We start from the raw sequence: 6,323 nt of genomic DNA on the forward strand, positions 1-6,323 counted from the left end.
TTCCGATGTTGGGTCAACGGCAGTTGACCGCCGTTCCGCAAGAGAAAACGGCAGGATGAGACCAGGAAATCAAAGCAATAAGCGTATGCGCGGAAGGGGCCGCAAAGGTCCTAATCCGTTAACCCGGACTTATGAGTCTAACGGTCCAGATGTGAAAATCCGTGGCACAGCGATGCATATTGCGGAGAAGTACCAGCAGCTTGCACGCGATGCTCAGGCATCCGGCGACCGTGTGATGTTCGAGAACTACAATCAACACGCCGAGCACTATCAGCGAATCGTGGCTGCAGCGCAGCCGCAGCAGCAACCTGCCGCGCAACAGCAGCAACAAGCTCGCAATGAAAATGAAGAAGCGCCTGATGCCGCGCAGGCCAATGGCTCCGGTGCTGCCAACGGGTCGGAAAGACCGGCGCAGCAGGAACAAGCTTCTGCTGATGGCGACGTTGTCGATGCGAACAGCCCGCAGCCCTTTATTGAGGACATGCCGGTGATCGATCAGGAAGGCAAGGTCAATGGCGCCGGTCAGAAGGCCGAGTCCGCTGAGGATGCCGAGCCGGACGAAAAACCGCGCCGACGGGCCCGTACGCCTAGAACACGCGCTCCTCGCCGGAGCGCTGCCGAGGATACGACTGCCGAAACTCCAGCTGATGGCGGCAGTGCGGAGGCTCCACAAGCAACTGCAGAGGGCGCTGAAGAAGATCAGCCGAAACCACGGCGACGGACAACACGCGCTCGACGACCAAAAGCAGCTGAAGAAAATTCTGCGGAAGCTGGTGCCGGCGAATAGGCCACCCGCGACAATTGAATCATTGGAACGGCGCTTCATTGAAGCGCCGTTTTTCTTTGGGTGCGGTTTTTGTCGCAGGGGACTTTTGTGATGAAAATGCAACACTATATATGAGTGGCAGTTCGAAAATAGCTGTGCGGATGCCTGATTGCAGGGTCCGGATCCAAAGACGCTCTCCACGCTTCGGGTGGTACGGGCGGATAGGAGGTTGAATATGAACTTTGAAAAATACACAGAGCGTGCCCGCGGCTTCGTCCAGTCCGCTCAGACCTTTGCGCTGGGGCGGGGCCATCAGCAGTTTGCCCCTGAACACATACTAAAAGTGCTTCTGGACGATCCGGAAGGCATGGCAAGCGGCCTAATTGATCGGGCCGGAGGCCAGTCAAAGGCATTGAAAGGCGACCTTGAAGGCCTGTTGGAGAAAATGCCAAAGGTTTCAGGCGGGTCTGGTCAGCTCTACATGGGTCAGGCCACGGCGCGTCTCTTTGAACAGGCCGAAAAGATTGCTGAAAAAGCCGGCGACAGCTTTGTCACCGTAGAGCGGTTGCTGCTGGCGCTTGTCATGGACAGCGGGAGCGAAGCTGGCAAGCTGTTGAAGCGACATGGCGTGACGCCCAACGGTCTGAATGAAGCGATCAGTCAGCTTCGTCAGGGCCGGACTGCGGACAGCGCAACGGCAGAAAACCAGTATGACGCTCTCAAGAAATATGCCCGGGACCTGACGGCGGTTGCCCGGGACGGTAAGCTCGACCCAGTTATCGGGCGCGATGAGGAAATTCGTCGCACGATCCAGGTTTTGTCGCGTCGAACCAAAAACAACCCTGTACTGATCGGTGAGCCTGGTGTTGGCAAGACTGCAATCGCAGAAGGTCTCGCGCTGCGTATTGTGAATGGAGACGTGCCTGAGTCGCTCAAGGACAAGCAGCTCCTCGCACTCGACTTGGGTGCGCTTATCGCTGGCGCCAAATATCGCGGTGAATTCGAAGAACGCCTGAAAGCGGTGCTGTCAGAAGTCGAGGCGGCCGCTGGCAATATCGTCTTGTTCATCGACGAAATGCACACGCTGGTCGGCGCCGGGAAGGCCGATGGCGCGATGGACGCTTCGAACCTGCTCAAACCCGCTCTGGCGCGAGGTGAGCTTCACTGTGTGGGGGCGACAACGCTCGACGAGTATCGCAAGCATGTTGAAAAAGATGCCGCGCTTGCCCGTCGTTTTCAGCCGGTCTTTGTCAGTGAGCCGACTGTTGAAGACACTGTCTCGATATTGCGTGGTATCAAGGAGAAGTACGAACTTCATCATGGCGTTCGGATCACCGATTCTGCGGTTGTTTCGGCAGCATCGCTTTCCAACCGCTACATCACTGACCGGTTCTTGCCTGACAAGGCGATCGATCTGATGGATGAAGCTGCGAGCCGTTTGCGTATGCAGGTCGATTCCAAACCGGAAGAACTGGACGAACTCGACCGCCGGATCATTCAGCTGAAAATCGAGCGCGAAGCCCTGAAAGTCGAAAGCGACGAAGCGTCCAAGGATCGGCTTGCCAACCTTGAAAGGGAGCTGACCGAGCTGGAGGAACAGTCGCAGGCACTTACGAACCGTTGGCTTGGCGAAAAGGAAAAATTGAACCTTGAACAGAAAATCAAGGAGCAGCTTGAGCAGGCTCGGATTGACCTGGAAATCGCGCAGCGAAGCGGTGACCTGTCACGGGCTGGTGAACTTGCCTATGGCGTGGTTCCGGACCTTGAGAAGAAGCTGAGCGATGCCGAGGCGTCCGAGGACAAGGACGCCATGGTGGACGAGGCCGTTACGCCCTCGCACATTGCTCAGGTTGTTTCGAAATGGACCGGCATTCCGGTCGACAAGATGCTGGAAGGCGAGCGGGAAAAGCTGCTGCGGATGGAAGATGTTCTTGCCGGGAGAGTGATCGGTCAGGCGGAAGCCATTCATGCGGTTTCTACAGCCGTGCGCCGGGCGCGTGCCGGTCTTCAGGATCCAAACCGGCCGATCGGCTCTTTCATGTTCCTTGGGCCAACCGGTGTCGGCAAAACGGAGCTGACCAAGGCGCTGGCGAGCTTCCTGTTCGACGATGACAGCGCGATGGTTCGCATCGACATGTCGGAATATATGGAGAAGCATTCCGTATCTCGATTGATCGGCGCACCTCCGGGATATGTCGGTTACGAGGAAGGCGGTGCGTTGACTGAAGCCGTGCGGCGGCGCCCGTATCAGGTCGTCCTGTTCGACGAAATCGAAAAGGCGCATGGTGATGTCTTCAATGTGCTGCTTCAGGTGCTTGATGATGGGCGTTTGACTGATGGTCAGGGACGGACAGTCGACTTCCGCAACACGTTGATCATCATGACGTCAAACCTTGGTGCTGAGTATCTGGTCAACCAGCCGGAGGGTCAGGACACAGATGCAGTGCGCGATGAAGTCATGGGCGCGGTCAGATCTCATTTCCGGCCTGAGTTTTTGAACCGGTTGGATGAGATCGTTCTGTTCCATCGCCTGCAGAGGTCGCAGATGGCCGACATCGTCAAGATCCAGCTTGAGCGGCTCCGCAGCCTGCTCAGCGATCGCAAGATCACGCTGAACCTGGATGATGGTGCCCTCGGCTGGCTGGCGCAGAAAGGGTACGACCCAGCCTACGGAGCCAGGCCGTTGAAACGTATTATCCAAAAGGATGTTCAGGATCCCTTGGCAGAAAGACTGCTGTCTGGAGATATCCTTGATGGGCAGACCGTGGATGTTTCAGCAGGTGCGGACCGTCTTCTGTTCCAGGTTGCCGGTTCTGAAATCGTAGCTGCCTGACATTCGTTCTAAGCTGAAATGAATAAAGCCCGCGGACACCAATCCGCGGGCTTTTTCGATCCAAACAGATTTTCCGATCTTCTAATTGATCGCAGCAACGCGGGAAGGCTTGCGGGCGCGATCGATCAAAGTGTCGACACGGTAGCGCTCTGCTTCAAATGCCGTGCGCATCTCGCCATCGAGGGTACGGCCCTTGGGCAGCTTGATCCGCATCGGGTCCATGTAACGCCCATTGACAAGAACCTCATAGTGCAGGTGAGGTCCGGTCGACAGACCCGTCGAGCCGACATATCCGATAATCTGGCCCTGGGTCACACGTGCGCCTTCGCGTACGCCTTTGGCAAAGCCGGTCATGTGATTGTAGGTGGTGGTATAGCCGTTGGTATGACGCAGTTCGATCCTGCGTCCATAGCCTGAACTCCAACCGGCTTTTTGGACCGTCCCGTTGCCTGCTGCCATGATCGGTGTACCGCGCGGCGCAGACCAGTCAACTCCACGGTGCATTTTGGTATATTTGTGGATCGGGTGACGGCGCATGCCGAAACCGGACCGGAACTTGCCGCCATTGAGCGGTTTGCGGATCAGGAATTTTTTCGCGCTCTGACCCGAGTTGTCATAAAAGTCCATGATGCCGTCGTCGGGTGTCCGGTAGCGATAGAATTCTCGCTTGGTGCTGCCGGTGTTCAAAGCAGCATAGAGGATCTTCGGTGCCGCATTAGCATCGGACTGGGTAAAGAACAGCTCCAATGCATCGCCTGGCTGTACGCGGGCGTTGAAATCGACGTCAAAAGAGAACATCCGCACCAGATCGTTGATGATCTCCTCCGGCAGCTCTTGCTCGAGGGCCGTTTGGTAGAGGCTGTCATAAATGGCTGGTGTCGGACCGCCGTATGAAACGCGGTCCGCCTCCTCGAACGCACCTGCCAAAAAGGTGCTCGGCTGCTGGGCCTTGATGTAGTTGCCGCTATCGGCCCGGGCAACTGTCGCTTGGTGCTCGGTGTTTTCATAGAGGCTGATGCGTTCCGGCCTCATCCGCTCAAGATCGTCTGGTGACGGCGCGTAGGCAATACGTAGCCTCTGGCCTTCAGCCAAACCTGCTATATCGAAATGATCTTCAAAAGCTGCCGTGATCGATTGGGCCTCTGCATCGGTCGCATCGTGATCTTTCAGAATGTCGATCAGGTTGAGCCCTTCGGTGACCGGAACAATGCTTTCGTCCATACCGGCAAACCGGATCTCCTCATCGCGCTTGGAAACGAAAGAAACGTTTTCAGGCGTGATGCGAACAGCATAGCGTTCCAGGTCCGGTTGAAGGGCCAGATTGAAATCGAAGCGTCCCGGATCGACCAGCGTTTTGGCGGCCATTTCGACCGCGTCAATCGAAAGTGTCCGGGCGGTTTCACGAACGGCCAGTTCAACCTCGGTCTCTGACGGTGTCTTGTCAGGATCAATGCTGCTGCTTGAAGCAGGGAACGGGGTCAGCGTGATGCTGACTTCGTTTTCCAGCTTGGCCCCATAAAGGGAGTCTGACAGAAGCGCTGTGGTTGTCTCGACAAGATTCCCCTGCACATCTTCCGAATTGCTCTCGGCAAACATGTTGAGTGGATTGAATGCCGGTATCCGTTCAGCCAGGGCCGGATCTTTGCGCGTTGCCAGTGTCGCGCTTACAAAAACATGCGGTTGAACGCGAATGTGGTCCTTGTCGCCCTCGCGGGAAACAACGTTTACGTCGATCTCGTGCTTGCTTGAGTATTCGGCTGCGGTCTTCAGGACGCGGTCGCCCTTGCTGCTGCCGCCATAGGACGCCGAAAGCTCGTTGAAAAAGTCGTCTGAAGATGGAGCTGCTTCGACGCTGTACTGGCCGTCAAGCGCTGCCATAAGGGCGCCGCCCATCAGAACCAGCGAAGTAACACCTGTCAAAACGGTGCCAGCTAACCAGCGAAGTGACACCCGCCGTCGGTCGGACATGCCATTGCGGCCTTCATAACCGCGAAGCGGCGGTTCGTCGCCTAGCTCGATACCCACACTCTGAGAGTTATGAAAGGGCCCAAATTGCATTAACTACCTGTTCGGTCTTGCACGACAGCCTGCTGAGCAGATCCCCGCTTCACTCTGCACCGAGGACCCTTATAATTCGGACGCGCCAAATTTAACAGATCCTGCTAAATGCAGTGTTTGACGAAAAAGGTCAATTGTTTCTGCAAAAACAGTGACCAAAGTCGCATTCATCATTTCCCTGCGGAGCATGTCCCTAAGCTGAGATTTTGACCGTTCTGTGGTCAAAATCTGGCAGGCTCTGGAGTTTCTGATCCATGTAAAAAGGGCTTTTCCTATAATGGGCGGACGAAAGACTATTCTCAATGCGCGGCAAGAGGGTTCAAATCCATGATCGAACTACAATCGAATTGTTTCAAGGCTTTGAAAAATCGAACATTTTTCGTTCTTGACCCCTATTGTGAATCTTTTTTGACAAACCGTGTTGACTCATGATCGAGCCCTGCGTATAACCGCCTCCATCGACGGCGACGCCGGCTTCGGCATGTCTTGCTGTTGGTCCTACCAGACATCACTGCCCCAGCGACCTGGAAACAGGGATCGGGCGTTGCGTCTTTAGGTGAAGGCTTTTGGCCGCATTCGGAAACGAATGGTTCTTTGACAATTTGGATATGAAGGAAGGGAAGCGTAGGCGGCGTTGGCCTTGCGATCCTCGGCGTGAGTTGAGGG

General features: G+C 55.9%; 3 protein-coding genes. 2 read left to right on the forward strand and 1 reads right to left on the reverse strand.

Going from position 1 to position 6,323, the window contains the following annotated elements; translation table 11 throughout:
• Window positions 1–85: 85 nt before the first annotated feature.
• On the forward strand, window positions 86–787 hold the full coding sequence (locus Q0835_RS18875) for a DUF4167 domain-containing protein (RefSeq protein WP_366142361.1): 702 nt from the start codon (window positions 86–88) through the stop codon (window positions 785–787).
• A gap of 214 nt (window positions 788–1,001) precedes the next feature.
• On the forward strand, window positions 1,002–3,599 hold the full coding sequence (gene clpB, locus Q0835_RS18880; RefSeq protein WP_298817083.1) for an ATP-dependent chaperone ClpB: 2,598 nt from the start codon (window positions 1,002–1,004) through the stop codon (window positions 3,597–3,599).
• Between the two features lie 81 nt (window positions 3,600–3,680).
• Here the strand turns inward: clpB and Q0835_RS18885 are convergent, their stop codons facing one another.
• Window positions 3,681–5,567 carry a M23 family metallopeptidase gene (locus Q0835_RS18885; protein WP_298963728.1) on the reverse strand — a complete coding sequence of 629 codons (1,887 nt, stop codon included), beginning with the start codon at window positions 5,565–5,567 and terminating at the stop codon, window positions 3,681–3,683.
• Window positions 5,568–6,323: the final 756 nt, after the last annotated feature.

Source organism: uncultured Roseibium sp., assembly GCF_947499295.1.
Lineage (GTDB): Bacteria > Pseudomonadota > Alphaproteobacteria > Rhizobiales > Stappiaceae > Roseibium.